A 26,230-nucleotide genomic window follows, 5' to 3' on the forward strand; every position below is an offset into this window, starting at 1 on the left:
GGTTCATGTCTCCCTACGCTCCTGGGTGTTGTGCAGAGCGAAACCGTCATTGCATATGTTGCAACGCACGCCCGGAGGAAGACTCCATGAAGCTCGCCCCCCGCCTGGCCGTACTGCTGGCCGCGGCCGTCGTCGCCGCGACCGCCTGCGCCCCCCAGACGTCCGACAACTCCTCCTCCGGCAAGGACGAGAAGAGCGGCACGCTGCGCGTCTGGCTGTTCCAGGAGGTCAACAACAAGCCCAAGGAGAAGGTCGTCGACGCGGTCCTCGCCGACTTCGAGAAGGCGCACGACGACACGAAGGTCACCGTCGAGTACATCCCGGTCGAGACCCGCGCCCAGCGCATCAAGGCCGCCTTCAACGACCCGAAGAGCGCCCCCGACGTCATCGAGTACGGCAACACCGACACCGCCGGATACGTCAAGGACGGCGGACTCGCCGACATATCGAAGGAGTTCGCGGCCTGGGACGAGGCCAAGGACACCGACCCCACCGCCCGCCAGTCGGTCACCGTGGACGGCAAGGTCTACGGCGCCCCCTACTTCGTCGGCGTCCGAGCCCTCTACTACCGCACCGACGTCTTCGACGAACTCGGCCTCGAACCTCCCAAGTCGCTGGCGGAGCTGGCGTCCACCGCCAAGAAGGTGCACGCCGCCAAGCCCGACCTCTACGGCATCGCGGTCGGCGGCGCCTACACCTACGGCGCGATGCCGTTCATCTGGGCCAACGGCGGCGAACTCGCCACCGGCAAGGGCGGCTCGTACGCCGCCGCCGTCGACAGCGCCGCCGCCCGGAAGGGCATCGAGGCGTACACCGCACTGTTCGGCGACGACAACTGCCCCGCCGCCAAGTGCGCCGGCATGGGCGGCAACGACACCGTCACCGCCTTCGCCTCCGGCAAGGCGGCCATGGCCATCGGCGGCGACTTCAGCCACCAGGCCGTGGAGGCCGGCCAGGTCAAGGGCAAGTACGCGGTCGTGCCGCTGCCCGGGGCCGAGCCCGGCTCCATCGCCCCCGCCTTCGCGGGCGGCAACAACATCGGCGTCCTGAAGAGCACCTCGCACCGCACCCTCGCCGTCGACCTGACGAAGCGGCTCGCGTCGAAGAAGGCGCAGGGCGACCTGTTCGACGCGATGGGCTTCCTGCCGACCTTCGCGGACGTACGGCAGCAGGTCGCGGCGAAGGAGCCGTTCGTGAAGCCGTTCGTCGACACGCTCGCCGCGGGCACGAAGTTCGTGCCCGCCTCTCCCGCGTGGGCGACGATCGACTCCTCGCAGGTGCTGCCGACGATGTTCCAGGAGGTGGTGAGCGGCAAGAAGGACGTGGGGGCCGCGGCTGGGGATGCGGCTCGGAAGATGGACGACGCGTTCGGCTCCGCCGGATGACGGGTTCGCCTGTGAGCTCGGGGGGTGCGGTGCGTGTGCGAGTGCGGCGCCGTCGTGGCATGTCGCGCAGTTCCCCGCGCCCCTTTCGGGGCTCCTCCAGTACCCCTTGGATCTACCTCGCGCCTGCTCTTGTCGTCCTTGGTGGATTGCTCGTCTACCCCGTTTACCAGCTCGGGTTGATCTCCTTCCTGGAGTACACGCAGGCGCAGGTCAGTGGTGGGGAGCCGACGACCTTCCAAGGGTTCGGGAACTATGCCGAGCTGTTCGGGGACGGGGAGTTCTGGCGGGTGCTGCTCGCCACCGTCGTCTTCGCCGCCGCGTGCGTCGTGTCGACGTTGGCGGTCGGGTGCGCCCTCGCCGTGCTGCTCACGCGGGTGCGGGCCGTGCCGCGGCTGGCGCTGATGCTGGCGGGGCTGGGGGCGTGGGCGACGCCGGCGGTCACCGGGTCGACGGTGTGGCTGCTGCTGTTCGACCCGGACTTCGGGCCCGTCAACCGGATCCTGGGCCTCGGCGACCACTCCTGGACGTACGGGCGCTACAGCGCCTTCCTGCTCGTGCTGCTCGAAGTGGTCTGGTGCTCCTTCCCGTTCGTCATGGTGACCGTCTACGCCGGGATACGGGCCGTGCCGGCCGAGGTCCTGGAGGCGGCCGCGCTCGACGGGGCCTCGCAGTGGAGGATCTGGCGCTCGGTGCTCGCGCCGATGCTCCGGCCGATCCTGGTGGTCGTGACCATCCAGTCGGTCATCTGGGACTTCAAGGTCTTCACCCAGATCTACGTCATGACGAACGGCGGCGGCATCGCCGGCCAGAACCTCGTCCTCAACGTCTACGCCTACCAGAAGGCCTTCGCGTCCTCGCAGTACAGCCTCGGCTCCGCGATCGGGGTCGTCATGCTGCTGATGCTGCTGGCCGTGACGCTGGTCTACCTGCGCCTGCTGCGCCGCCAGGGGGAGGAGCTGTGAATCTTTCGCGCGCGCGTGTGCGCCGTCCGTGGCGGCTCGCGGCCGAGGCGTCCGCGCTGCTGATCGCCGTGGTGGTCGCCTTCCCGCTCTACTGGATGGTGCTGAGCGCCTTCAAACCGGCCGGGGAGATCGAGTCGAGCGAGCCCCGGCCCTGGACGCTGACCCCCTCGCTGGATTCCTTCCGGCGCGTCTTCGCACAGCAGGAATTCGGCCGCTACTTTCTCAACAGCCTGATCGTGGCGGGTTCCGTCGTGATCGCCTCGGCGCTGATCGCGTTCCTCGCGGCGACCGCCGTGACGCGTTTCCGGTTCCGTTTCCGGACCACCCTGCTGATCATGTTCCTGGTGGCCCAGATGGTGCCCGTGGAGGCACTCACGATCCCGCTGTTCTTCCTCATGCGGGACTTCGGCCAGCTGAACACGCTGGGTTCGCTGATCCTGCCCCACATCGCCTTCTCGCTGCCCTTCGCGATCTGGATGCTGCGGGGCTTCGTGAAAGCCGTGCCGGAGGCCCTGGAGGAGGCCGCCCACATCGACGGGGCGAGCCGGAGCCGCTTTCTCTGGCAGATCCTTTTCCCGCTGGTCTTCCCGGGGCTGGTGGCCACCAGCGTCTTCTCCTTCATCTCCACCTGGAACGACTTCCTGTTCGCCAAGTCGTTCATCATCAGCGACACCTCCCAGTCGACGCTGCCGATGGCGCTGCTGGTCTTCTACAAGCCGGACGATCCCGACTGGGGCGGCGTCATGGCCGCGTCCACGGTGATGACGATTCCGGTGCTGGTCTTCTTCATACTCGTGCAACGACGACTCGTCTCCGGCCTCGGCGGAGCGGTAAAGGACTGACGTGAGCGACGTTCTTCCCCAGCCACAGCAGGTCTCCCTTCAGGAGGACGACTTCTTCGACCTCGGCCCGGACACCGCTCTGGTGGCCGGCGAAGGCACCGGGCGCACCGAGCGCTGGCTGCGCGCCACGCTGGGCGCCGCCACCGGTCTGCCGCTGGCCCCCTCGGCGGGCGGCGGCGGCGCCATCCGCCTCGCCCTCGACGCCGGCCTGCCCGACGAGGGCTACCGCCTGGTCGTCGCCCCGGAGGGCGTGCACCTCACCGGCGGCGACGCGGCCGGCCTCTTCTGGGGCGCCCAGACCCTGCGCCAGCTGCTCGGCCCGGACGCCTTCCGGCGCGCCCCGCTGCCCGAGGGCCGCTGGCGGCTGCCGCTGGCCCGCATCGAGGACGCGCCCCGTTTCCGCTGGCGCGGACTGATGCTGGACGTCGCCCGGCACTTCATGCCCAAGGACGGCGTCCTGCGCTACCTGGACCTGATGGCCGCGCACAAACTCAACGTCCTGCACTTCCACCTGACGGACGACCAGGGCTGGCGCGTCGAGATCAAACGCCACCCGAAGCTCACCGAGACCGGCTCCTGGCGCGCGCGCACGAAATACGGCCACCGCGCCTCGCCGCTGTGGGAGGACAAACCCCACGGCGGTTACTACACCCAGGACGACATCCGGGAGATCGTCGCCTACGCCGCCGAACGGCACATCACCGTCGTCCCCGAAATCGACGTACCCGGGCACTCGCAGGCCGCCATCGCCGCGTATCCCGAACTCGGCAACACGGACGTGATCGACACCACGGCGCTCTCCGTGTGGGACACCTGGGGCGTCTCCCCGAACGTACTCGCGCCCACGGACGCCGTGCTGCGCTTCTACGAGGGCGTGTTCGAGGAACTGCTGGAGCTTTTTCCCTCGGAGTTCGTCCACATCGGCGGCGACGAATGCCCGAAGGAGCAGTGGCGGAGTTCGGCCACCGCACAGGCGCGCATCGAGGAACTCGCCCTCGCGAACGAGGACGAACTCCAGGCCTGGATCATCCAGCACTTCGACACCTGGCTCACCGAACGCGGGCGCCGGCTCATCGGCTGGGACGAAATCCTGGAGGGCGGCCTGGCCAAGGGCGCGGCCGTGGCGTCCTGGCGCGGTTACGCGGGCGGGGTCGCCGCCGCGCGCGCGGGGCACGACGTCGTGATGTGCCCCGAGCAGCAGGTGTACCTGGACCACCGGCAGGCCCCGGGCGAGGACGAACCGGTGCCGATCGGTTTCGTGCGCACCCTGGAGGACGTCTACCGGTTCGAACCGGTTCCCGCCGAACTGACACCGGACGAGTCCGGACACGTGATCGGCACCCAGGCCAACGTGTGGACCGAGGTGATGGAGAACCAGGGGCGCGTGGACTACCAGGTGTTCCCGAGGCTCGCCGCCTTCGCCGAGGTGGCCTGGAGCGCGCTGCCGGCCCCCGCCGAGCGGGACTACGCCGCCTTCGAGCGGCGGATGGCCGCCCACTACCGGCGCCTGGACGCCCTGGGCGTCGACTACCGGCCGCCCGCCGGCCCGCTGCCCTGGCAGCGGCGGCCCGGTGTGCTCGGCCGGCCGATCGACGGGCCGCCGCCGAACAAGTAGGAAGACTCCGCCACACAGCGACAACCAGACCGCGAAACGCTCCCAAACGTCACCGAAGGTTGGCAACTCGCGCGCATGGCGCCCAGCTCCGATCGTCGGAGATCCCGCACGAAAACGGTCCATCTCGCCGACGAGGCGGGCGAATGCCTCCTATGGGACCCCTGCGTTCGGGCCCTGCGAAGATGTGCCAGAGTTGCCACGTCCGCCCTGTGAGGTCGTACGGTACGGCCACATGGGCGGGACCAGGTGGGACAGCGGGAAGGGGCAGTCGGTTTGACCACGCACGCACCGCAGGCGGCGCAGGCCGTCACGCTGCCCACGACACTGGACGAGGCCGTGGCGGCGCTCGCCGCGATGCCCGCGGCCGTTCCGGTCGCGGGCGGCACCGACCTGATGGCGGCCGTCAACTCCGGCCTGCTCAGGCCCGCCGCGCTGGTGGGTCTCGGCCGGATCAGCGAGATCCGCGGCTGGCAGTACCAGGACGGCCACGCGCTGCTCGGCGCGGGCCTCACCCACGCCCGCATGGGCCGCCCCGACTTCGCGGCGCTCATCCCGGCGCTCGCCGCCGCCGCGCGCGCCGCCGGACCGCCGCAGATCCGCAACGCGGGCACCCTGGGCGGCAACATCGCCTCGGCCGCCCCCACCGGGGACGCGCTGCCGGTGCTGGCCGCCCTGGAGGCGACGCTGATCATCGCGGGCCAGGACGGCGCCCGGCGCGAGGTGCCGGTCTCGCACCTGCTGGCGGGCATGGAGATGCTCCGCGCGGGCGAGGTGATCGGCTACGTGCGCGTGCCGCTGCTGCACGCGCCGCAGGTCTTCCTGAAGGCGACCGGCCGCACCGGTCCCGGCCGCGCGACGGCCTCCGTGGCGCTGGTCCTCGACCCGGCGCGGCGCGGCGTACGGTGCGCCGTGGGCGCCATCGCGCCGATGCCGCTGCGGCCCCTGGAGGCCGAGCAGTGGGTGGCCTCGCTCATCGACTGGGACAACGGCCGCGCCATCGTCCCCGAGGCCCTGCACGGCTTCGGCGAGTACGTCGCCGCGGCCTGCATCCCCGACGAGGCCCCGGCCGAGGACGGCTCCGTGCCGCCGCTGCCGCCCGCCGTACTGCACCTGCGGCGCACCGTCGCCGCGCTGGCCCGACGAGCACTGGGGAGGGCGCTGTCGTGACCGACGACCGGCATGGCGACGAATACCGGGACGAGTACGGGGACGAGTACGGCGATCAGCACGCCGGGGGCACGCCGCCGAGCGGCGGACGCTGGGACCCGCTGCCCCAGGGCGACTACGACGACGGCGCCACCGCCTTCGTGAAACTCCCCGAGGGCGGCGTGGACGCGCTCCTCGCCTCCTCCGACAGTCCGCTCGCCGCACCCGGCCACGGCTACGTGCCGCCCCAGATCACGGTCGCGCCCGCCACCACCGCGGGAACCGACCCGGCCGCCACGGGCTCCTGGGCGATGCCCTCGACGCCGTCCGCACCCGTGGACGGCACCCAGTGGCAGGCGCCGGACGCCGGACAGGGGTACGGCGACTACGCCGCCCACCACGACCCGTACGGCGGGGCGGCGCCCTACGGCACGCACACCGGGCAGGGCGCCCCCGGGCAGGACGACCGGTTCGCCTACCAGCCCGGGCCCACCGGACAGTGGGACTTCTCGCAGGCCGCGCAGGCCGCGCAGGCCTCCGAGGCCGACCCGGAGGCCCCGGCGGCCGCGCCCGCGCCGGGCCAGGACGTGACCGGGCAGTGGTCCATCCCCGTCGCCGGCGGTGACCTGCCGGACGAGTCGGGCGAGTTCACCACGTCGTCCCTGGCCGAGCAGTGGGGCACCGGTGCGCCCGCCACCCTCCCCGGCGGCGCTCCCGCGCCCTGGGCGACGCAGCCCGCCGGGCAGCCGTGGGGCGAACGCCGGGAGGACAGCGGGCCGGACACCGATGAACGGTCCGCCGAGGACCGGCGCCCACCGTCGCCCCAGCCCGCCGGTCGGCCCTGGGGCGACAGGGGTCAATCCGCCTCGACCGGCGGGGAGCACCCCTCCGGACCCCCGCACGTCCCGGCCTCCGACGGCGGCGCGAACGGGCTCGGCCCGGACGGGGGCCGGTACGCGTCCGATTCCGCTTCCGCCGACGGCCCGCACGTCTCCGGTCCCGCCGGGGACTTGCGTGGGTCCGCTTCCGACGAGGGCCGGTACGCGTCCGGTTCCGCCCAGGGCTTGCGTGGGTCCGCTTCCGACGAGGGTGCGCCGGCCTCCGCTCCCGACGGGGGCCCGTACGCGTCCGGTCCGGCCGGGGACCTGCGTGGGTCCGCTTCCGACGAGGGTGTGCCGGCTTCCGGTCCCGTCGCCGGTGTGCACGGGGCCGGTCCCGACGGGGGCCCGTACGCGTCCGGTCCGGCCGGGGACCTGCGTGGGTCCGCTTCCGACGAGGGTGCGCCGGTCTCCGGTCCCGTCGAGGGCCCGTACGCGTCCGGTCCCGCCGCCGGTGTGCACGCGCCCGGTCCCGCCGAGGGTGCGCGGGGGCCCGCGTCCGCCGACGGCGTGCCCCGGCCCGGCCACGACGGGGGCCGGTACGCCGCCGAATCCGCCGACGACCCGCACGCCCTCGGCCACGCCGACGGACTGCACCGGGCCGGCGCCGCTGACGGTGTGCAGACCTCCGGCCCCGCGAACGCCATGCACGCGCCGGGTCACGACGACGGCGTGCGACGGTCCGATTCCGGCGCCGTCGCGTACCCGTCCGACCCCGCCGACGGGACGGTCGAGACGGCCACCGGGCCGGTCGGCGGGACCGAGACGGTGGCCAACGAGCCCGGTGGGGCCGAGGAGGCCCCTGAAGGCCGCGCAGAAGGCTCGGCAGGCTCCGGTGAGGAGACGAGGGGCGAACCCCGCCCGGAGGCCCCCGACGGCCCCCTGCCGGGCCCGGCATCGACCGCCGGGAGCGGGCCGACGCCCGAGGGCGCGCGGGAGCACGGGCGGGAGCCGGCGTCCGGGCCCGGGCAGGAGCCCGCGGGAGCGCCGCATCCGGAGCCCACGACCGGTCGTCCGACCGGCACGACGGGCCCGCAGAGTGTCGCCGCCGAGGTGTCCGGCACCGCGGACGCCGAGGCGGACGCGGCCGACGGCCGCACCGGCCCGGACGGGAGCCGGTCCGACGCCACCGATCCCGAAGCCGTCCCCGCCCCCACCGCCGCCGAGGAGCCCCCGGCCCCCTTCGGCCCGCAGGACGAACACCCCCTCGCCTCCTACGTGCTGCGCGTCAACGGCGCCGACCGGCCCGTCACCGACGCCTGGATCGGCGAGTCGCTGCTCTACGTCCTGCGCGAGCGGCTCGGCCTCGCGGGCGCCAAGGACGGCTGCTCGCAGGGCGAGTGCGGTGCCTGCAACGTGCAGGTCGACGGACGGCTCGTCGCCTCCTGCCTGGTCCCGGCCGTGACCTCGGCCGGCAGCGAGGTGCGTACCGTCGAGGGCCTGGCCACCGACGGACAGCCCTCGGACGTACAGCGGGCGCTCGCCCGGCGCGGCGCGGTGCAGTGCGGCTTCTGCGTGCCCGGCATGGCGATGACCGTGCACAACCTCCTCGAGGGCAACCCGGCGCCGACCGAGCTGGAGGCCCGCCAGGCCCTGTGCGGCAATCTGTGCCGCTGCTCCGGCTACCGGGGCGTCCTGGAGGCCGTCCAGGAGGTCGTCGCCGAACGCGAGGCGCACGGCGACGCCGAGGCACACGCGGGCGCGGACCCCGACGAGCCCCGCATCCCGCACCAGGCCGGTCCCGGCGCGGGCGGCGTCAACCCGTCGGCGTTCGAGTCCCAGCCGCCACCGGACGCGCAGGACGCGACGGGACCGCACGACAGCCACCCGCTCCACGGCGAGCACGGCAACCACGGCCAGGACGGAGGCCACGCGTGAGCAATGACGCCGCGACTGCGGAGGCCGAGGGAACCGCCGAGACGGCCACCCCCGTCCCCGAGCCGATCCCGCACGGCCTCGGCGCGTCCCTGCCGCCCGCCGACGCCCGCGCCAAGACCGAGGGCACCTTCCCGTACGCCGCCGACCTGTGGGCCGAGGGCCTGCTGTGGGCGGCCGTACTGCGCTCACCGCACCCGCACGCGCGCATCGTGTCCATCGACACCACCCACGCGCGCGAGATGCCCGGCGTACGGGCCGTCGTCACCCACGAGGACGTGCCCGGCACCCCGCTGCACGGCCGCGGCGGCCACGCCGACCGCCCGGTCTTCGCCTCCGACGTCGTACGCCACCACGGCGAGCCCCTCGCCGCCGTCGCCGCCGACCACCCGGACACCGCGCGGATGGCCGCCGCCGCCGTCATCGTCGAGTACGAGGTGCTCGATCCGGTCACCGACCCGGAGCAGGCCTTCGAGGCCGAGCCGCTGCATCCCGACGGCAACCTGATCCGGCACATCCCGCTGCGCCACGGCGACCCGGAGGCGGCCGGCGAGGTCGTCGTCGAGGGCCTGTACCGCATCGGCCGCCAGGACCCGGCCCCCATAGGAGCCGAGGCCGGTCTGGCCGTGCCGCGCCCCGACGGAGGCGTGGAGCTGTACCTGGCCTCCACCGACCCGCACGGCGACCGGGACATCGCCGCCGCCTGCTACGGCCTGTCGCCCGAACAGGTGAAGATCGTCGTCACCGGGGTGCCGGGCGCCACCGCGGACCGCGAGGACCAGGGCTTCCAACTGCCGCTCGGCCTGCTGGCGCTGAAGACCGGCTGCCCGGTGAAACTGACCGCCACGCGCGAGGAGTCCTTCCTCGGGCACACCCACCGCCACCCCACCCTCCTGCGCTACCGCCACCACGCGGACGTCGAGGGCCGGGTCGTGAAGGTCGAGGCGCAGATCCTCCTCGACGCGGGCGCCTACGCCGACACCTCCTCCGACGCCCTGGCCGCCGCGGTGGCCTTCGCCTGCGGTCCGTACGTCGTGCCCAACGCCTTCATCGAGGGCTGGGCGGTACGCACCAACAACCCGCCCTCCGGCCACGTGCGCGGAGAGGGTGCCATGCAGGTGTGCGCCGCGTACGAGGCGCAGATGGACAAGATCGCCAAGAAGCTCGGTCTGGACCCGGCCGAGGTGCGGCTGCGCAACGTCCTGGCCACCGGCGACGTCCTCCCCACCGGCCAGACCGTCACCTGCCCGGCCCCCGTGGCCGAACTCCTCCAGGCGGTCCGCGACTTCCCCCTCCCCGCCCTGCCCAAGGACACGCCCGAGGACGAGTGGCTGCTGCCCGGCGGCCCCGAGGGCGCGGGCGAACCGGGCGCGGTGCGCCGGGGCGTCGGCTACGGCATCGGCATGGTGCACATGCTCGGCGCCGAGGGCGCGGACGAGGTCTCCACGGCCACCGTGAAGGTCCAGGGCGGCGTGGCGACGGTGCTGTGCGCGGCCGTGGAGACCGGCCAGGGCTTCACGACCCTGGCCCGGCAGATCGTCCAGGAGACCCTGGGCGTGGACGAGGTCCACGTGGCCCCCGTGGACACCGACCAGCCCCCGGCCGGCGCGGGCTGCAGAGGCCGCCACACCTGGGTGTCGGGCGGCGCCGTGGAACGCGCGGCCAAGATGGTCCGCACCCAGCTCCTGCAGCCGCTGGCCCACCAGTTCGGCATGTCCACGGAGCTGCTGCAGATCGCCGACGGCAAGATCACCTCGTACGACGGCGTGCTGTCGACGACGGTCGCCGAGGCGCTGGACGGCAAGGAGCTGTGGGCCACCGCCCAGTGCCGCCCGCACCCGACCGAGCCGCTGGACGAGGCCGGGCAGGGCGACGCGTTCGTCGGCATGGCCTTCTGCGCGATCCGCGCGGTGGTGGACGTGGACATCGAGATCGGCTCGGTACGGGTCGTGGAACTGGCCGTCGCCCAGGACGTGGGCCGCGTCCTGAACCCGGCCCAGCTGACCGCGCGTATCGAGGCGGGCGTCACCCAGGGCGTCGGTATCGCGCTCACGGAGAACCTCCGCACCCCGCGCGGCCTGATCCGCCACCCCGACCTCACCGGCTACGCCCTGCCGACCGCGCTGGACGCTCCGGACATCCGGATCGTAAAGCTCGTGGAGGAGCGGGACGTGGTCGCCCCCTTCGGCGCCAAGGCCGTCAGCGCGGTCCCGGTGGTGGCGTCCCCGGCGGCCGTCGCCTCCGCGGTGCGCGCGGCCACCGGACGCCCGGTCAACCGGCTCCCGATCCGCCCGCAGGCGGCGGTGGCGACCGGTCACTGAGCGGACATCGCGCCGCTCACGCGCGTGAGGCAACGCGACACGGGCCGGACGCGTCCTACGGGGCGAACGGGGTCCGTGCGCAGGCGCGTTGTCAGTGGTGGCGCGTAGTCTCCGAAGGAGTGCGAACGGCAGCCGTCGGCACACGGACGGCTCTACAGCTCGGGGGAGACGATGCAGGCGGACACCGGCGGTACGACGACGATGCGGGACGCGGTGGCAGACGTCGGGGCACCGGCCCCCTCGCTGCTGACCCGGGTCCGCCTCGCGACGACGGTGGAGGACCCGGCGTGGACACGCGGCGCCGCCCGACGGGGGTCGGCAGGCTGCGACCGGCCGTCCCTGTGGAACACGTCGGCGTTGATGAGCTGCCTGCTCCTCGCGGTGAGCCACCGCACGGAGCCGGGGACCTCCCCGGAGCTGCCGCCCCGCTTCCTGGACCGCGAGTTCGGCCGCCACCGGGTGACGCGCTTCGAGGACATCGACTTCCCGAGCACCCTCACCCACGAGCCCACCCGCCGCTTCCTGCGCGACACGGGCCTGCCCGAGGACGCCCGCCCCTTCCGCCTCGACCCGGACGACCTGCCGCTGCCGACGCTGGCGGAGTACGGTGAGGACCACCCCGAGCACCCGCTCCCGCCCGACGCGGACCATCTCGTCCGCCTGGGACGGCTGACGGACGGCACCCACGTGGTCGTCAACGGCACGACGGGCGCCGTCCTCACCTGGAGAACCTCCGACGGCACCCTGCACCCCCTGGTGGCGGACGTGACCGCCCTCGCCCTCACCCTGTGGGCACTGCGCCGGGCGGGACGGTTGGAGACCGTGGTGGGAATCGAGCCCGCGTAACTCGCTGCGCACAGGACGGTCGTACGACCAAGGTCCCGGTCCCGGCCCGTCTCCCGACAGGGGTCAAGGCGGGCATTGGCCCTTACTCTGGCGACCATGACCGTCCCTGAGCCCCGCGACACCGACATCGCCGTCCCCGCCGAGCCCTTCCTCGCCACCGCCGTCCCGGACGAGACCGTGCTGAGCCGTGCCTACCGGGCGCTGAGCATCGGCATCGTCTCCGTCATCGTGCTGATCGCCTTCGAGGCGACGGCGGTCGGTACCGCGATGCCGGTGGCGGCGCGGGAGCTGGACGGGGTGTCGCTGTACGCGTTCGCGTTCTCGGGGTACTTCACGACCAGCCTGTTCGGGATGGTGCTGTCCGGTCAGTGGTCCGACCGGCGCGGGCCGCTGGCGCCGCTGACGACCGGGATCGCCGCCTTCGCGGCCGGACTGGTGCTGTCCGGGACGGCCGGGGCGATGTGGCTCTTCATCCTCGGCCGGGCCGTGCAGGGGCTCGGCGGCGGGCTCGTGATCGTCGCGCTGTACGTCGTCGTGGGGCGGGCCTACCCGGAGCGGCTGCGACCGGCGATCATGGCGGCCTTCGCGGCGGGCTGGGTCGTGCCGTCCGTCGTCGGGCCGCTGGCCGCCGGCGCGGTGACCGAGCACCTGGGCTGGCGCTGGGTGTTCGTCGGCATCCCCGTGCTGGTCGTCGTCCCGCTGGCCCTCGCGCTGCCGCAGATACGCAGCCGCGCGGCGGGTCCCGTCGGGGCAGGGGACGCGTCGGCCTCCTTCGACCGGCGCCGCATCCGTCTCGCCCTGGCCATCTCGCTGGGCGCGGGCCTGCTCCAGTACGCCGCCCAGGACCTGCGCCCGATCGCCCTGCTGCCCGCAGCGGTGGGCGTGGCGCTGCTCGTGCCCGCCGTGCTCGGGCTGCTGCCGCGCGGCACCTACCGGGCGGCGCGCGGGCTGCCCTCCGTGGTGCTGCTGCGCGGGGTGGCCGCGGGGTCGTTCATCGCCGCCGAGTCCTTCGTCCCGCTGATGCTGGTCACCCAGCGCGGGCTCAGCCCGACCCTCGCCGGACTCTCCCTGGCGGCGGGCGGCGCGACCTGGGCCGGGGGCTCGTGGCTGCAGTCCCGGCCGCGCCTGGAGCCGTACCGGGAGCGCCTGATGAGCCTCGGCATGGTGCTGGTCGCGGCGGCCGTCGCCACGGCGCCCAGCGTGCTGATCGACGCCGTACCGGCGTGGACGGTGGCCGTCGCCTGGGGCTTCGGCTGCTTCGGCATGGGGCTGGTGATCTCCTCCACCAGCGTGCTGCTGCTCAAGCTCTCCGCCCCCGAGGAGGCCGGCGCCAACTCCGCCGCCCTCCAGATCTCCGACGGGCTCTCCAACGTCGTCCTCCTGTCCGTCGGCGGCGCGGCCTTCGCGGCCCTCGGCGGCGGCACCGTCAGTCATGCGGCAGCCAAGGCCGGTGAGGCCACCGGCTCCCACCCGGCGGCGTTCGCGGCGGTGTTCCTGCCGATGGCGGCGGTGGCGCTGGCGGGGGCGTGGGTGGCGACACGGCTGCGGCAGAGGTGAGACGCGGGTGGCGAAGCGGCTGCGGGAGAGGTGAGCCGTGGGTGCGAAGCGGCTGCGGCGGGGGGTGAGCCGTGGGTGCACGCCCGGGGCGGTTGTGACGTCCGTCCCACCCGGGGGTGACCCGCCCCCGTGCGCGCGTTGATCGCGTCGGCCCGCCGGTAGGGTGGCCCGGTTGTCATACGTGGCCGAGCCGTTCTACCCCCTTCGGAGACCGTGACTACCACCGCCAGCTCCAGCACCTCGCACCACCTGTCCCCGGCCTTCCCCGGCCGTGCCCCCTGGGGCACCGCCGGCAAGCTGCGGGCCTGGCAGCAGGGGGCGATGGAGAAGTACCTCCAGGACCAGCCCCGGGACTTCCTGGCCGTCGCCACCCCCGGCGCCGGAAAGACGACCTTCGCGCTGACGCTGGCGTCCTGGCTGCTGCACCACCACGTCGTGCAGCAGGTGACCGTCGTCGCGCCGACCGAGCACCTGAAGAAGCAGTGGGCCGAGGCCGCCGCGCGGATAGGGATCAAGCTCGACCCCGAGTACAGCGCGGGCCCGCTCAGCCGCGAGTACCAGGGCATCGCCATCACCTACGCGGGCGTCGGCGTACGCCCCATGCTGCACCGCAACCGCGTCGAGCAGCGCAAGACCCTGGTCATCCTCGACGAGATCCACCACGCAGGTGACTCCAAGTCCTGGGGCGAGGCCTGCCTGGAGGCGTTCGAACCCGCCACCCGCCGCCTCGCGCTCACCGGCACGCCCTTCCGCTCGGACACCAACCCGATCCCCTTCGTCACGTACGAGGAGGGCAACGACGGCATCCGCCGCTCCGCCGCCGACTACACGTACGGGTACGGCTCCGCGCTCGGCGACGGCGTCGTGCGCCCCGTCATCTTCATGAGCTACAGCGGCAACATGCGCTGGCGCACGAAGGCGGGCGACGAGATCGCGGCGCGGCTCGGCGAGCCGATGACCAAGGACGCCGTCAGTCAGGCCTGGCGTACCGCGCTCGATCCGCGCGGCGAGTGGATGCCTGCCGTGCTGCGCGCCGCCGACCAGCGGCTGACCGAGGTCAGGAAGGCCGTCCCGGACGCCGGGGCGCTCGTCATCGCGGCCGACCAGGACTCGGCCCGCGCCTACGCCAAGCTGATCCGCGAGATCACCGGCGACAAGGCCACGGTCGTGCTGTCCGACGACGCGGGCGCCTCGAAGAACATCGACGCGTTCAGTCAGGGCACCGACCGGTGGATGGTCGCCGTGCGCATGGTGTCCGAGGGCGTCGACGTCCCCCGCCTCGCGGTCGGCGTCTACGCGACCACCATCTCCACCCCGCTCTTCTTCGCCCAGGCCGTCGGCCGTTTCGTACGGTCCCGGCGGCGCGGCGAGACCGCCTCCGTCTTCCTCCCCACCGTCCCGGACCTGCTCACCTTCGCCAACGAGATGGAGCGTGAGCGCGACCACGTCCTCGACAGGCCCAAGAAGGAGGGCGAGGAGGACCCCTACGCCGAGTCCGAGAAGGAGATGGAGGAGGCGAACCGGGAGCAGGACGAGGACACCGGCGAGCAGGAGCAGTTCGCCTTCGAGGCGCTGGAGTCCGAGGCCACCTTCGACCGGGTCATGTACAACGGCGCCGAGTTCGGCATGCAGGCCCACCCGGGGAGTGAGGAGGAGCAGGACTACCTCGGCATCCCGGGGCTGCTGGAGCCCGACCAGGTGCAGTTGCTGCTGCAGAAGCGGCAGGCCCGGCAGATCGCGCACAGCCGGAAGAAGCCCGACGAAGAGGCCGACCTGCTCGAACTGCCCGCCGACCGCCGCCCCGTCGTCTCCCACAAGGAGCTGATGGAGCTGCGCAAGCAGCTCAACACCATGGTCGGCGCCTATGTCCACCAGAGCGGCAAGCCGCACGGCGTCATCCACACCGAGCTGCGCCGCGTGTGCGGCGGCCCGCCCAGCGCCGAGGCGACCGGCGGACAGCTGCGCCAGCGCATCGCCAAGGTCCAGGAGTGGGCGACACGCATGAAGTGACGCCGTGCGGCGCCGGAGGCGTGTGCGGTACGTACCGGGACAAACACCGGCAGTCGATAACGGTTGGTGCCCGGATTCTGGACGGAGCCTTCCGCTGAGCGGACCTGGTCGTTACTGTCCCGCTACGCACACGCCCCGTGGCAGCGCCGCCGCGGAGCGCAGCCGTGAAAGCGACTGGGCCCGCGACAAAGCAGGGCCGTCAGCCGATCGGCGGCCTCTCCAGCGCGTCACTGACGGGACTCGGTGACGCATCCCCGCGAAGAGGGTCGCCGACCTCACCACTAAGGAGTGGGCGTCGTGACCGCGGAGACCTCTCAGACGCTCGACCGGGGACTGCGGGTCCTCAAACTGCTGGCCGATACGGACCACGGGCTGACCGTCACCGAGCTGTCCCACAAGCTGGGCGTGAACCGGACCGTCGTGTACCGGTTGCTCGCCACCTTGGAGCAGCACGCACTCGTACGCCGCGACCTGGGCGGCCGCGCCCGCGTCGGGCTCGGCGTACTGGGCCTGGGTCGCCAGGTCCATCCCCTCGTCCGCGAGGCGGCGATGCCGGCCCTGCGGGCCCTGGCGGAGGACATAGGGGCGACGGCCCACCTGACCCTGGTGGACGGCGCCGAGGCCCTGGCCGTCGCGGTCGTGGAGCCGACCTGGACCGACTACCACGTCGCCTACCGGGCGGGCTTCCGCCACCCCCTGGAGCGGGGCGCCGCAGGCAAGGCCATCCTGTCCGCCCGCCGTCCGCCCCGGCCCGCCGGCGAGGACGAGGACACCCCCGGCTACACCCTCACCCACGGCGAACTGGAGGCGGGCGCCTGCGGCGCGGCGGCCCCCCTGCTCGGCGTCACCGGCGTGGAGGGCAGCGTCGGCGTGGTCATGCTGGCGGACGTCGTCCCGGAGCGCGTCGGCGAACGCGTGATGCACGCGGCCCGCGAGGTGGCGGAGGCGCTGCGGTGACGTCCGGCGGCACGGGCCGTTGTCAGGCGCGTGTCGCGTAGAAGACGCAGGCAGGTCAGGCGCCGCTTGCCCGCCTGCGCTCCTCACGAGCCTTGCGCCGGTTCCGGCCGGCTTCTGCGGCGCGGTCCGTGGACCAGTGCCGGAACTTCCACAGGGCCACCACGAGGGGGGCCGCGACGAGACCGACGAGCAGGGAACTGCTCCACTCCTCTTCCTTGCCGAAGTGCAGGTACAGCACCCCTCCCACGAACGCCAAGAGGAACAACGACAGCAACCTGAGCGGTAACGGAAGGCTCATGTGCGCTCGGCTACCCGCGATGCCGTGTCGGTCACACCCGGAGTGCCGGCCGCGACGGGTGAGTGATGCCTGCGGCCCTCGCCGCTCCGGCCGGCCCGAGGACGCGCTCCTGATGCCGGGGCAGGCTCGCGTTAGATTGACTCCGTGCTCTCTCGTCTCACGCGTCCCCAGTTTCTCGCCGTCTGCGGTGTGCCCGTCGTGGCGCTGCTCGCGACCGCCGTGTTCGCGCCGTTGCCGTTCTCCGTGGCGCAGCCGGGGCTGACGGCCGACGTGCTGGGCAAGAACCGGGGGGACGAGGTGATCACGATCAGCGGCGCGCCGACGCACCACACCAGCGGGCAGTTGCGGATGACGACGATCGAGGCGACCGGGCCGGACGCCAGTATCCGTCTCGGGGACGTGCTCGGCAGCTGGTTCGACACCGACCGGGCCGTGATGCCGCGCGACGCCGTCTACCCGAGCGGCGACGACGTGAGCGAGATCGAGGAGTACAACCAGGAGCAGATGAAGCAGTCCCAGGACTCGGCGACCGCGGCCGCGCTCGGGTACCTCCGGATGGACCGGGACGACGTCGACGTGCGGCTGCGGCTGGAGGACGTCGGCGGGCCCAGCGCCGGGCTGCTGTTCTCGCTCGGCATCGTGGACAAGCTCGCCGCCGGGGATCTGACCGGGGGCAGGGTCGTCGCCGGGACCGGGACCATCACCGCCGACGGCAAGGTCGGCGCCGTCGGCGGGGTGCCGCTCAAGACGCAGGCCGCCCGGCGGGACGGGGCCACCGTCTTCCTGGTGCCCGAGGCGGAGTGCTCCGACGCGCAGGCCGAGCTGCCGAAGGGGCTGCGGCTGATCCCGGTCACCACCCTCAAGGGCGCGGTCGACTCGCTGAAGGCGCTGGAGAGCGGGAAGGGCGGTGTTCCCGCCTGCTGACGGCCGGGAACGCCCCTCTCACCCCTCCTTCACGAAGCCCTTCTCCTTCATCCAGTCCAGCGCCACCTGGTGCGGGTCCTCGCCGTCCACGTCGACCTTGGCGTTCAGGGTCTGCGCCACGTCGTTGGTCAGCGCCCTGGTGACCGGGTCGAGGACGGACGCGATGGCCGGCCACTTCTTCAGGGTGGCGGTGCGGACCATGGGCGCCGCGTTGTAGTTCGGGAAGAACTTCTTGTCGTCCGCCATCACCACCAGGTTCATGGACTTGATCCGCCCGTCGGTGGTGTACACCTCGCCGTACGTACAGGCGCCCTTCGCGGTCTGGGTGTAGATGATGCCGGTGTCCATCTGCGTGATGTTCCCCGCCGGGATGTCCATCCCGTACGCCTTCTCCAGGCCCGGCAGGCCGTCCGCGCGGTTGGCGAACTCGCCCTCCACGCACAGCGTCACCGCGCCGGGGTCGGACTTCGCCAGCTCGGCCACCTGCGACAGGGTCTTCGTGCCGTACCTCTTGTAGTTGGCCTGGTTCATCGCCAGCGCGTACGTGTTGTTCAGGCGGGCCGGCGGCAGCCACGTCAGCCCCTTCTTCGCGTCGGCCTCCTTCACCGCCTTCCACTGCTGCTCCGGGTCCGGGATCGGCTTGCTGTTGCCCAGGTACGTGATCCACGCGGTGCCCGTGTACTCGTAGGTGGCGTCGGCGTCGCCGTTCTCCACCGCCGCGCGGGTGCCGACCGAGCCCTGGATGCCGGTGCGGTCGAGCACCTCCGCGCCGGCCGCCTCGAAGGCGATGCCCATGATCGCGCCGAGGATCAGCTGCTCCGTGAACTCCTTGGAGGTGACCGTGAGACCGGCCCCTTCCAGCGGCTTCCCCCTGCCGATGGTGCCCGGCTCCACGTCGTCGACCATCGGGGAGCCGCTGGTCAGCCCGCAGCCGGCGGGAGCCGCCAGGAGTACCGCGGCCAGGGTCCAGCAGACGCGTCGCCTCATGTGCCCACCTCCAGCCCCCGCGGCCGCAGCAGCAGTTCCGCCAGCGAGGCCAGCCAGTCCACCAGCAGCGCCAGGGCCACGGTGAGGACCGAGCCCAGCACCAGCACCGGCATCCGCTGGCTGGTGATACCGGTGGTGATCAGCACCCCCAGGCCACCGCCGCCGCCGAAGGTCGCCAGCGTCGCCGTACCGACGTTCAGGACGAGCGCCGTGCGCACCCCGGCCAGGATGAGCGGGACGGCCAGGGGGAGTTCCACCCGGGTCAGGACGCCCAGGGGGGACATGCCGATGCCGCGGGCCGCCTCCAGGAGCGTCGGGTCGTTCGCCTTCAGGCCGGCGATGGTGTTGGAGAGCACGGGCAGGACGGCGTAGACGATGATGCCGATCAGGGCGGCCCGGCGGCCGATGCCCAGCCAGATCACCAGCAGCGCCAGCAGACCGATCGCCGGCGTCGCCTGGCCCATGTTGGCGAACGCCATCGCGAACGGGGTGGCCTTCCGGAACATCCGCCGGGTGAGCAGGATGCCCAGCGGGATCGCGATGATCAGCACGAAGAAGGTGGAGATCACCGTGAGCTGGACGTGCTGCCACAGCGCCTTGGTGACCTGGCCGTTGCCGAGGGCGTTGCGGGTGAGCGCGTCCAGGTCGGCCTGCCGGAACCACAGCCAGGTCGCCAGCAGTACGGCGATCAGGACGACGGGCAGGAAGGTCAGCTTGCGCCAGCCGACCCGGGAGCCCGCCGGCGCCGGGGGAGGCGGGGGAGTCTCGGTCTCCTCCTCGCCCGCCCCGGTGCCCTCGTCCCGGAAGGCGAGCCCCTTGACCTCGTGCTCGCCGTCGGGACGCCGCCCGGGCACGGGCCGGGAGGAGCCGCTCACGCGCGGCCTCCGACCCCGCCGAAGCCCTCCTGCTCGGTGTGCGTCTGGGCGGCCCGGGTCTCCTCGAGGTCGTGCTGGTGCTCCAGCGCGTCCAGCCGGTCGGCCTCCAGCATCTCGTGCACGGAGTTCATCAGCGTCTCCATGTCCACGACGCCCTCGTACGCGCCGCGCCGCCCGGTGACCGCGACCCGCCCCGCGTTGTCGGTGAGCACCGCCTCCAGCGCGTCCCGCAGCGTGGCGTCCCGGGTCACCGTGTCGTGGACCAGCGTCCCGGCCCGCGCCAGCGAGCCCTTGGCCCGCATCAGGTCGCCGCGCCGCAGCCACTTGTAGGGTCGCCCGCGCCGGTCCAGGAGCAGGATCTCGTTGGTGCCCGACTCCCGCAGCCGGTCGAAGATGTGCTGGAGCGGGTCCTCCACCGTCACCGTCGGGTAGTCGGTGATGCCGACGTCCCGCACCCGGGTCAGGTTCAGCCGCTTGAGGGCGGCGCCCGCGCCCACGAAGCCGGAGACGAAGTCGTCCGCCGGGTTGGTGAGGATCGCCTCCGGGGTGTCGAACTGCGCGATGTGCGAGCGCTCGCGCAGCACCGCGATCCGGTCGCCGATCTTGATCGCCTCGTCGAAGTCGTGGGTGACGAAGACGATCGTCTTGTGCAGCTCCCGCTGGAGGCGGATCAGCTCGTCCTGGAGGTGGTCCCGGGTGATCGGGTCGACCGCGCCGAACGGCTCGTCCATCAGCAGCACCGGCGGATCGGCCGCCAGGGCCCGCGCCACGCCCACCCGCTGCTGCTGGCCGCCGGACAGCTGGCGCGGATAGCGGCCGTGGAACTCCCCGGCGTCCAGGCCGACCAGGTCCAGCATCTCCTCCACCCGGGACCTGATCCGCGCCTTGGACCAGCCGATCATCCTCGGCACCAGCGCGATGTTCTGGGCGACGGTCATGTGCGGGAAGAGACCGGAGGACTGGATCGCGTAGCCGACCTTGCGGCGCAGCTTCACCGGGTCGATGTCGGTGACGTCCTCGCCGTTGATGCGGATGCGGCCGCCGCTGGGCTCGATCAGCCGGTTGATCATCTTCAGGGTGGTGGACTTCCCGCAGCCCGAGGGGCCGACGAAGATGACCGTCTCCCCGGCCTTGATCTCCATCGACACGTTCTCGACGGCGGGCTGCGGACTGCCCGGGTAGCGCTTGGTGAGCGCCTCCAGCTCGATGGTCGCGCCGGTGGCGCTGTCCGTCGCCGCACCGCGGCCGTCGTCAAAAGCGGAGCCGGACACGGATGTCTCAGACACGGATCCCCCTCGGAATGGTCAGCCGTCCCAGCAGCACGTACGCCGCGTCGAACAGCAGGGCCAGGACGATGATGCCGAGCGTGCCCGCGAGGACCTGGTTGAGCGCGTTCTTGCTGCCCAGCGAGGCGATCCCGCGAAAGATCTCGTTGCCGAGGCCCGGCCCGGAGGCGTAGGCGGCGATCGCCGCGATGCCCATCAGCATCTGCGTGGAGACCCGGATGCCGGTCAGGATCGGCGGCCAGGCCAGCGGCAGCTCCACCCGCAGCAGCCGCGCCGGACGCGACATCCCGATGCCCTTGGCCGCGTCCACCAGCGCCGGGTCGACCCCGCGCAGGCCCACGATCGAGTTCCGCACGATCGGCAGCAGCCCGTACAGGGTCAGCGCCGTCACCGTCGGCGGCACACCGAGGCCCACGATCGGGATGAGCAGACCGATCATGGCCAGCGACGGGATGGTGAGGATCGTCGACGTGGACAGGGTCGCCAGGTTCCCCGCCCACTCGCTGCGGTAGGTGACCACGCCGATCAGCACCCCGAGCAGGGTCGCCACCACCATGCACTGGAAGACGGCGCTGGCGTGCTGGGAGGCGTCGGCGAGCAGCTGCTGGTGGCGATCGCCCAGGTAGTCCCAGAAGTTCACATCCGCTCACCTCCGGGTTCGGGGCCGGCCCGGCCTCAGTCGTGTCCGCCGCTGTCCGCGGCCGCCTGCTCCACCAGCGGGATGATCCGCAGCGGAACCGGGTTCTCCATGACGATCGCCGTGGCGGCCCGGACGATGCCATCAAAACCGACAACCCGGTCGATCACCCGCTGGAGATCGGCGTTCGAGCGGGCCACCAGCCGGCACAGCATGTCCCCGGTGCCGGTCGTGGTGTGCAGCTCCAGGACCTCCGGCACCGTCGCCAAGTGCGCCCGTACGTCGGCCCCTTGACCCTGCCGGATCTCCAGCGTGGCGAACGCGGTCACCGGGTAGCCGAGGGCCGCCGGGTCCACTTCCGGACCGAAGCCGCGTATGACTCCGTTCGACTGAAGCCGGTCCAGCCGCGCCTGCGCGGTGCCGCGCGCCACCCCCAGCCGCCGGGACATCTCCAGCACTCCGATCCGCGGCTCCCGCGCCAGCAGGCCGATGATCCGCCCGTCCAGCCGGTCGATCCCGTCGCCCGTACCCGCCACGCCCCTCACCCCTCACTCTCCTGGCTGGTCATCCTGTACACATCGCCCGGCACAACCGCCGTATCACTGGTCAGGTTGCCCAGTGAAAACGCAAACTATTGCGCACCTTGCGGAGGCGGGAGAACCTGCGGCTATGACGCAGACCACACACCACACTCCCGACACCGCCCGGCAGGCCGATCCCTTCCCGGTCAAGGGAATGGACGCGGTCGTCTTCGCCGTGGGCAACGCCAAGCAGGCCGCGCACTACTACTCCACCGCCTTCGGCATGAAGCTGGTCGCCTACTCCGGACCGGAGAACGGCAGCCGCGAGACCGCGAGCTACGTCCTGGAGAGCGGCTCCGCCCGCTTCGTGTTCACCTCGGTGATCAAGCCCGCGACCGACTGGGGCACCTTCCTCGCCCAGCACGTGGCAGAGCACGGCGACGGCGTCGTCGACCTCGCCATCGAGGTCCCGGACGCGCGCGCCGCCCACGCCTACGCCGTCGAGCACGGCGCCCGCTCGCTCGCCGAGCCGCACGAGGTCAAGGACGAGCACGGCACCGTCGTCCTCGCCGCCATCGCCACCTACGGCGAGACCCGGCACACCCTCGTCGAGCGCACCGGCTACGACGGCCCCTACCTGCCCGGCTACGTCGCCGCCAAGCCGATGGTCGCCCCGCCCGAGCAGCGCGTCTTCCAGGCCGTGGACCACTGCGTCGGCAACGTCGAACTCGGCCGCATGAACGAGTGGGTCGGCTTCTACAACAAGGTCATGGGCTTCACGAACATGAAGGAGTTCGTGGGCGACGACATCGCCACCGAGTACAGCGCGCTGATGTCCAAGGTGGTCGCGGACGGCACCCTCAAGGTCAAGTTCCCGATCAACGAGCCCGCCATCGCCAAGAAGAAGTCCCAGATCGACGAGTACCTGGAGTTCTACGGCGGTGCCGGCGTCCAGCACATCGCGCTGAACACCAACGACATCGTGGCCACCGTCCGGGCGATGAGGGCGGCGGGCGTCGAGTTCCTGGACACCCCCGACTCGTACTACGACACGCTCGGCGAGTGGGCCGGCGAGACCCGGGTGCCGGTCGACGTCCTGCGCGAGCTGAAGATCCTCGTCGACCGCGACGAGGACGGCTACCTGCTGCAGATCTTCACCAAGCCGGTCCAGGACCGGCCGACCGTCTTCTTCGAGATGATCGAACGCCACGGCTCCATGGGCTTCGGCAAGGGCAACTTCAAGGCCCTGTTCGAGGCGATCGAGCGCGAGCAGGAGAAGCGCGGCAACCTCTGACCCGCACGGGCGTCAGTCGGGCGGGCCCTCCAGCGGGGGCTCGCCCAGCTCCGTCAGGGCCCGCTTCGCCTCCGGGGCCCGCAGCGGCGAGAAGTACGGGTTGATCGTCAGCGCCTCCCGCAGATGCCGCCGCGCCGGTCCCGGCTGCCCCAGCTCCCGCTCGATCACGCCCCGGTGGAACACGTACAGCGCGCTGCGCACCCCGCCGCCCTTGTCGCCGTCGGTCGCGATCGTCGCGAACTCCAGCGCCTCCTCGTCCTCACCCGTGCGGTGCAGCGCCCAGCCCAGCGCGTCGGCGACCGCGATCCCCGGCTGCCGCCCCCACTCCGCCCGCAGCAGGCGCACCGCCTCGGCCGGATCGCCGTGGTCCGCCTCCAGCCGCCCCAGCATCAGCGCCTCGTCCGCCCCGGCCTCCTCGGCGCCCCGCGCCCGCTTGCGCAGCAGGTCGTACTCCACCCGCGCCGCCTGCCCGAGGCCCAGCGATTCGTACAGCTCGCCCAGCTCCAGCGCGTACTCGGGACCGGGCCGCTTGGCCAGCGCCGCCTGGTACGCCGACAGCGCCTCCGTCGTGCGGCCCAGCGCCGCCAGCGCCCGGCCCTGGCCGGCCTGCGCGGCCCGCTGGTCGGGGTCGGTGCGCAGCGCCTCCTGGAAGAACCGCAGCGCCTCCTCGCGGTCCCCGCGCTCGAACGCCAGCCGCCCGGCCTGCTCCAGGTACGCCGCCCGCTCGGCCGGTGCCTCCGCCTTCGCCGCCGCGTCCGAGATCCGCGCCGCCGCGTCCTCCCGCCAGCCCCGGTTCCGGTAGACGGCGGCGGCCAGCGCGCCCACGGCGGGAGTCCTCGGCCGCAGCTCCATCACCTTGTCCAGGGCCCGGCCCACGCCCTTGTCGTCGCCGAGCCCGGTGTACGCGTCGATCAGTACGGCGTGCGCCGTCCACCGCTTGGGCGCCGCCTTCACCGCGCTCTCGCCCCACTTCTTCGCCGCCGGGAAGTCCCGGCGCGCCACCGCCAGCGCCGCCAGCCCCTCCAGGGCCTGCGGGTTGCGCTTCGGCCCCGTCTTCAGCGAGGTGCGCAGCGCCTTCTCGGCCTTCGGCCAGTTCGCGCCGTCCGCCGTCCGGCGGCCCTGCTCGACGTAGGCCGCGCCGAGCACCGCCCACGACGCCCCGTCCAGCGGATGCGCCCGCAGATGGGTCTCCCGGTCGCCGATCAGCGCCGCCAGGTCCGGCAGCGCGGCGGGCACACCCGTGGTCACCGCGCCCCGCGCGAGCGCCGCGGGCCCCGGTGCGGGCGGGGGAGCGTCACGCCCGTCCCAGGGCGCCGACAGCACCAGGACCCCGCCGAGTGCGGCGGCCCCGGCGACGCAGGCGATCAGCGCGCGGCGCCTGCGGCGCGGCGACCGGCCGCCTCCGGTCCGTCCCCGCGTGGCGTCCGTGGCGTCCATGGCGTTCGTGCCGTTCATGGCGCTCACTGTGCGCCAATACGACGATCACACTGGGCAGGCTACGGGTGCCGCCCACGGGGTTCACACCGATGGCCCCGGGTGCGACGCTGTGATCATGAGCCGTATCGAAGCGCCTCGCGACGAAGACGACGCAGCCGCGACGGTCGACAGCACGCCCGGCAGCCCCCTCGCCGACGGGAACACCCTCGTCGACCGGCTGCTGGCCGGGCTGCCCGCCGGGTCCGTCCTCACCGACCCCGACGTCACCGCCTCCTACGCCCACGACATGGCGAGCTTCTGCCCTGCCGGCGCCCCCGCCGTGGTCGTCCTGCCGCGCACCGTGGAGGACGTCCAGCACGTCATGCGCACCGCCACCGAGCTGCGCGTCCCGGTGGTCCCGCAGGGTGCCCGCACCGGCCTGTCCGGCGCGGCCAACGCCACCGACGGCTGCGTGGTCCTCTCCCTGACGAAGATGAACCGCATCCTGGAGATCAACCCGGTCGACCGCGTCGCCGTCGTCGAACCGGGCGTCGTCAACGCGGCGCTCTCCCGCGCGGTGAACGAACACGGCCTCTCCTACCCGCCGGACCCCTCCAGCTGGGAGATGTGCACCATCGGCGGCAACATCGGCACCGCCTCCGGCGGCCTGTGCTGCGTCAAGTACGGGGTGACCGCCGAGTACGTCCTCGGCCTCGACGTCGTCCTCGCCGACGGCCGCCTGATGTCCACCGGCCGCCGCACCGCCAAGGGCGTCGCCGGGTACGACCTCACCCGGCTCTTCGTGGGCTCCGAGGGCTCCCTCGGCATCGTCGTGAAGGCGGTCCTCGGGCTGCGCCCCAAGCCGCCCGAGCAGCTGGTGCTGGCCGCCGAGTTCGCCTCCGCGTCTGCCGCCTGCGACGCGATCTGCCGGATCATGGAGGGGGGACACGTCCCCTCCCTCCTCGAACTGATGGACCGTACGACCGTCAGGGCGGTCAACGACCTCGCCCACATGGGCCTGCCGGAGACCACCGAGGCGCTCCTGCTGGCCGCCTTCGACACCACCGACCCGGCCGCCGATCTCACCGCCGTCGGCGCGCTGTGCGAGGCCGCGGGCGCCACCCAGGTGGTCCCGGCCGAGGACGCCGCCGAGTCCGAACTCCTCCTCCAGGCCCGGCGCCTGGCCCTCACCGCCCTCGAAGCCGTCAAGGGCACCACGATGATCGACGACGTGTGCGTGCCGCGCTCCCGGCTCGGCGACATGCTGGAGGGCATCGACCGGATCGCAGAGAAGTACGGCCTCACCATCGGCGTCTGCGCCCACGCGGGCGACGGCAACACCCACCCCACCGTCTGCTTCGACGCCTCCGACCCCGACGAGTCCCGGCGGGCCCGGGAGTCCTTCGACGAGATCATGGCCCTCGGCCTGGAACTCGACGGCACCATCACCGGCGAGCACGGCGTGGGTGTCCTGAAGAAGGAGTGGCTGGCGCGGGAGATCGGCCCGGTGGGCCTGGAGATGCAGCGGGCCGTCAAACAGGTCTTCGACCCGCTGGGCATCCTCAACCCGGGCAAGCTGTTCTGACCGCGGGGGTTCC

The 26,230-nt window shown here is 72.7% G+C and carries 21 protein-coding genes; 14 read left to right on the top strand and 7 right to left on the bottom strand.

Annotation, left to right across the window (positions count from 1 at the left end):
• The first annotated feature begins 86 nt into the window (after positions 1–86).
• From AB0P07_RS13525 to AB0P07_RS13575, 11 genes are all read left to right on the top strand, one after another.
• Complete coding sequence (locus AB0P07_RS13525; RefSeq protein WP_365549446.1) at positions 87–1,385, top strand: extracellular solute-binding protein; 1,299 nt, start codon at positions 87–89, stop codon at positions 1,383–1,385.
• A gap of 59 nt (positions 1,386–1,444) precedes the next feature.
• Positions 1,445–2,347, top strand: coding sequence for a sugar ABC transporter permease (locus tag AB0P07_RS13530; RefSeq protein WP_365549449.1), 903 nt, complete (start codon positions 1,445–1,447; stop codon positions 2,345–2,347).
• Positions 2,344–3,189 carry a carbohydrate ABC transporter permease gene (locus AB0P07_RS13535; protein WP_365549452.1) on the top strand — a complete coding sequence of 282 codons (846 nt, stop codon included), beginning with the start codon at positions 2,344–2,346 and terminating at the stop codon, positions 3,187–3,189. Before AB0P07_RS13530 ends, AB0P07_RS13535 begins: the two co-directional genes overlap by 4 nt.
• Before the next feature lies 1 nt (position 3,190).
• Positions 3,191–4,804 carry a beta-N-acetylhexosaminidase gene (locus AB0P07_RS13540; protein WP_365549455.1) on the top strand — a complete coding sequence of 538 codons (1,614 nt, stop codon included), beginning with the start codon at positions 3,191–3,193 and terminating at the stop codon, positions 4,802–4,804.
• A gap of 273 nt (positions 4,805–5,077) precedes the next feature.
• Entirely contained in the window at positions 5,078–5,971 is an 894-nt protein-coding gene (locus AB0P07_RS13545; protein ID WP_365549458.1) for an FAD binding domain-containing protein, read from the top strand.
• A gap of 290 nt (positions 5,972–6,261) precedes the next feature.
• The gene (locus AB0P07_RS13550; RefSeq protein ID WP_365550301.1) at positions 6,262–8,706 is read left to right on the top strand and encodes a 2Fe-2S iron-sulfur cluster-binding protein; all 2,445 of its coding nucleotides are present in this window, start codon (positions 6,262–6,264) and stop codon (positions 8,704–8,706) included.
• The gene (locus AB0P07_RS13555) at positions 8,703–11,024 is read left to right on the top strand and encodes a molybdopterin cofactor-binding domain-containing protein (protein WP_365549460.1); all 2,322 of its coding nucleotides are present in this window, start codon (positions 8,703–8,705) and stop codon (positions 11,022–11,024) included. The genes AB0P07_RS13550 and AB0P07_RS13555 overlap by 4 nt, the downstream gene beginning before the upstream one ends.
• Before the next feature lie 171 nt (positions 11,025–11,195).
• On the top strand, positions 11,196–11,870 hold the full coding sequence (locus AB0P07_RS13560; protein ID WP_365549463.1) for an SUKH-4 family immunity protein: 675 nt from the start codon (positions 11,196–11,198) through the stop codon (positions 11,868–11,870).
• 96 nt (positions 11,871–11,966) lie between these two features.
• Positions 11,967–13,427, top strand: coding sequence for an MFS transporter (locus AB0P07_RS13565; protein ID WP_365549466.1), 1,461 nt, complete (start codon positions 11,967–11,969; stop codon positions 13,425–13,427).
• Positions 13,428–13,640: 213 nt separating this feature from the next.
• Positions 13,641–15,437, top strand: a complete 1,797-nt coding sequence (locus AB0P07_RS13570) for a DEAD/DEAH box helicase (RefSeq protein WP_365549469.1) — start codon at positions 13,641–13,643, stop codon at positions 15,435–15,437.
• A 297-nt stretch (positions 15,438–15,734) separates the two neighbouring features.
• Positions 15,735–16,394, top strand: a complete 660-nt coding sequence (locus AB0P07_RS13575; RefSeq protein ID WP_365549472.1) for a helix-turn-helix domain-containing protein — start codon at positions 15,735–15,737, stop codon at positions 16,392–16,394.
• A gap of 55 nt (positions 16,395–16,449) precedes the next feature.
• Here AB0P07_RS13575 and AB0P07_RS13580 read toward each other — a convergent pair whose 3' ends face one another.
• Positions 16,450–16,692, bottom strand: coding sequence for a hypothetical protein (locus AB0P07_RS13580; RefSeq protein ID WP_365549475.1), 243 nt, complete (start codon positions 16,690–16,692; stop codon positions 16,450–16,452).
• 144 nt (positions 16,693–16,836) lie between these two features.
• Here AB0P07_RS13580 and AB0P07_RS13585 point away from each other — a divergent pair, with 144 nt between their 5' ends.
• Positions 16,837–17,616, top strand: a complete 780-nt coding sequence (locus AB0P07_RS13585; RefSeq protein ID WP_365549478.1) for a S16 family serine protease — start codon at positions 16,837–16,839, stop codon at positions 17,614–17,616.
• An 18-nt stretch (positions 17,617–17,634) separates the two neighbouring features.
• Here AB0P07_RS13585 and AB0P07_RS13590 read toward each other — a convergent pair whose 3' ends face one another.
• From AB0P07_RS13590 to AB0P07_RS13610, 5 genes are read right to left on the bottom strand one after another with little or no spacing between them, the layout of a single operon-like run.
• Positions 17,635–18,603, bottom strand: a complete 969-nt coding sequence (locus AB0P07_RS13590) for a glycine betaine ABC transporter substrate-binding protein (RefSeq protein WP_365549480.1) — start codon at positions 18,601–18,603, stop codon at positions 17,635–17,637.
• On the bottom strand, positions 18,600–19,478 hold the full coding sequence (locus tag AB0P07_RS13595; protein ID WP_365549483.1) for an ABC transporter permease: 879 nt from the start codon (positions 19,476–19,478) through the stop codon (positions 18,600–18,602). The genes AB0P07_RS13590 and AB0P07_RS13595 overlap by 4 nt, the downstream gene beginning before the upstream one ends.
• Positions 19,475–20,749, bottom strand: a complete 1,275-nt coding sequence (locus AB0P07_RS13600) for a betaine/proline/choline family ABC transporter ATP-binding protein (RefSeq protein WP_365550303.1) — start codon at positions 20,747–20,749, stop codon at positions 19,475–19,477. The genes AB0P07_RS13595 and AB0P07_RS13600 overlap by 4 nt, the downstream gene beginning before the upstream one ends.
• Positions 20,750–20,756: 7 nt before the next feature.
• On the bottom strand, positions 20,757–21,404 hold the full coding sequence (locus AB0P07_RS13605; RefSeq protein WP_061444455.1) for an ABC transporter permease: 648 nt from the start codon (positions 21,402–21,404) through the stop codon (positions 20,757–20,759).
• Between the two features lie 35 nt (positions 21,405–21,439).
• Positions 21,440–21,937, bottom strand: a complete 498-nt coding sequence (locus AB0P07_RS13610) for an Lrp/AsnC family transcriptional regulator (protein WP_365549487.1) — start codon at positions 21,935–21,937, stop codon at positions 21,440–21,442.
• Positions 21,938–22,070: 133 nt separating this feature from the next.
• Between AB0P07_RS13610 and hppD the strand changes: the two genes are divergently transcribed.
• Complete coding sequence (hppD, locus tag AB0P07_RS13615; RefSeq protein ID WP_061444457.1) at positions 22,071–23,216, top strand: 4-hydroxyphenylpyruvate dioxygenase; 1,146 nt, start codon at positions 22,071–22,073, stop codon at positions 23,214–23,216.
• A 12-nt stretch (positions 23,217–23,228) separates the two neighbouring features.
• Here hppD and AB0P07_RS13620 read toward each other — a convergent pair whose 3' ends face one another.
• The gene (locus AB0P07_RS13620) at positions 23,229–24,653 is read right to left on the bottom strand and encodes a tetratricopeptide repeat protein (RefSeq protein WP_365550306.1); all 1,425 of its coding nucleotides are present in this window, start codon (positions 24,651–24,653) and stop codon (positions 23,229–23,231) included.
• 115 nt (positions 24,654–24,768) lie between these two features.
• Between AB0P07_RS13620 and AB0P07_RS13625 the strand changes: the two genes are divergently transcribed.
• The gene (locus tag AB0P07_RS13625; protein ID WP_365549490.1) at positions 24,769–26,217 is read left to right on the top strand and encodes an FAD-linked oxidase C-terminal domain-containing protein; all 1,449 of its coding nucleotides are present in this window, start codon (positions 24,769–24,771) and stop codon (positions 26,215–26,217) included.
• Positions 26,218–26,230 lie beyond the last annotated feature (13 nt).

Source organism: Streptomyces sp. NPDC085944, from assembly GCF_040686295.1.
GTDB classification, from domain to species: Bacteria; Actinomycetota; Actinomycetes; order Streptomycetales; family Streptomycetaceae; genus Streptomyces; species Streptomyces salinarius.